2 protein-coding genes and 1 pseudogene are annotated in these 1,832 nt (G+C 77.9%); all 3 read left to right on the forward strand.

Annotation, left to right across the window (positions count from 1 at the left end; translation table 11 throughout):
- A pseudogene (locus F8274_RS30525) lies at positions 1–526 on the forward strand (monooxygenase); the annotation flags it as partial.
- The gene (locus tag F8274_RS30530; RefSeq protein WP_151465847.1) at positions 523–1,347 is read left to right on the forward strand and encodes an SDR family oxidoreductase; all 825 of its coding nucleotides are present in this window, start codon (positions 523–525) and stop codon (positions 1,345–1,347) included. The pseudogene F8274_RS30525 and the gene F8274_RS30530, both read left to right, overlap by 4 nt.
- Before the next feature lie 9 nt (positions 1,348–1,356).
- A partial coding sequence (locus F8274_RS30535) for an NUDIX domain-containing protein (protein ID WP_151465848.1) occupies positions 1,357–1,832 on the forward strand: 476 nt, incomplete at its 3' end.

The following is a 1,832-nucleotide window of genomic DNA, read 5'->3' on the forward strand; positions in this document are numbered from 1 at the left end:
CTTCCTCCAGGACCACCCCACCCTCTCCGACGGGCTGCTGTCCCGGCTCACCCACGGCGACATCCAGGCCCGCCCCGGCATCGCCCGGTTCGCCGGCGACCGGGTCGAGTTCACCGACGGCCGCGCCGACGAGGTGGACCTGGTGGTCTGGTGCACCGGCTACCGGGTGGAGGTGCCCTTCCTCGACCCCGAGCTGCTCGGCGACGGCGCCGACCGGCTGCCGCTGTACCGGCACGTGTTCCACCTGGACGCCCCCGGGCTCGCCTTCGTCGGGCTCATGCAGTCAACCGGGGCGGCGTTCCCGCTGGTCGAGGCCCAGGCCCGGCTCGCCGCCGGGTGGCTCGCCGGCACCTGGGCGCCCCCGGACCCGGCCCGGCAGGCCGCCGCCTCCCGCGCCGAACTGCGCGCTGCCACCACCCGGTGGGGGCAGCGCCGGCCGCACATGCGGGTCGACTTCGACGCGTACCTGGGCGAGCTGGAACGGGAGCTGGCCGCCGGCCGCCGCCGGGCGGGGGCGCGGCGATGAGCGGGCTGGCGGGACGGCGGGTGCTGGTCACCGGCGCGCGGGGCACCTTCGGCCGGCACCTCGGCGCCGCGCTGGCCGCGGCCGGCGCCCGCGTCGCGGGGCTGGACCTGCACCCGGACGAGGACGGCGCGGTGCCGGTGCTCGGCTGCGACCTGACCGACCCGGCCGCCGTGCCGGCCGCGGTGGCCGCCGCCGTGGACCGGCTCGGCGGGCTGGATCTGCTGGTCAACAACGCCGGGGTCGGCGGACCCGCCCCGGCCGAGCTGCCGCCCGACGAGGTGGTCCGCCGGCAACTGGAGGTCAACCTGCTCGCCGCCTGGCGCACCACGGCCGCGGCGCTACCCGCCCTGGAGGCGGCGCGCGGGCGGGTGGTCTTCGTGGCCAGCCGGATGGCCGTGCTGCCGCTGCCCCTCGCCGCCGCGTACGGGGTGAGCAAGCGGGCCCTCGTCGCGTACGCCGACGCGCTGCGCCACGAGGTCGGCACCCACGTCGGGGTCAGCGTCGTCTACCCGAGCATGGTCGCCTCACCGATCCACGACACCACCGCCGAGGCCGGGCTGTCGCTGAGCGGGGTGTCCCGGCTGGAAACCGTCGAGGGGGTCGTCGCCGCGATCCTGCGCACCGCGACCGCCCGCCGGGCGCCCCGGGACGTGGCCACCACCGCCCGGGGCCGGCTGGAGCTGGCCCTGGCCCGGCACGCGCCCGCGCTGGCCGACCGGCTGGTGCGGCGTACCGTCGCCGGGCGGATCGCCGCCGGCGACCTGGACGCCGCGCCGCTGGCCGCCGGCATGGTGCGGCGGCACCGGGAGGCCCGCCGGTAGGGTGCCGCCATGCCTGTCTCGCCCTACATCGCGCGGATGCGCCGGCACATCGGACGCGACCTGCTCATGCTCTACGGGGTCAGCGCCGTCGTGACCGACGAGGCGGGGCGGGTGCTGCTGGCCCGGCGCGGCGACAACGGCCGCTGGTCGGTGCCGGCCGGCACCGTCGACCCGGGCGAGCAGCCCGCCGACGCGCTGGTCCGCGAGGTCCGCGAGGAGACCGGCATCGAGGTCGAGATCGAGCGGATCGGCGGGGTGGCCACCCACCCGGTCGTCTACCCCAACGGGGACGCCTGCGAATACCTCAACGTGTGGTTCCGTTGCCGGGCCGTCGGCGGCGTGCCCACCGCCGACGGCGACGAGTCCCTCGCGGTCAGCTGGTTCGCCCCGGGCGAGCTGCCCGAGCTGGACGAATGGTCCCGCCTGCGGATCGCCACGGCGCTGCGCGAGGACGCCCACCCCTGGTACGCCGCGCCCGGCGAGCA

It is taken from the genome of Micromonospora sp. AMSO31t (assembly GCF_008868175.1).
Lineage (GTDB): Bacteria > Actinomycetota > Actinomycetes > Mycobacteriales > Micromonosporaceae > Micromonospora.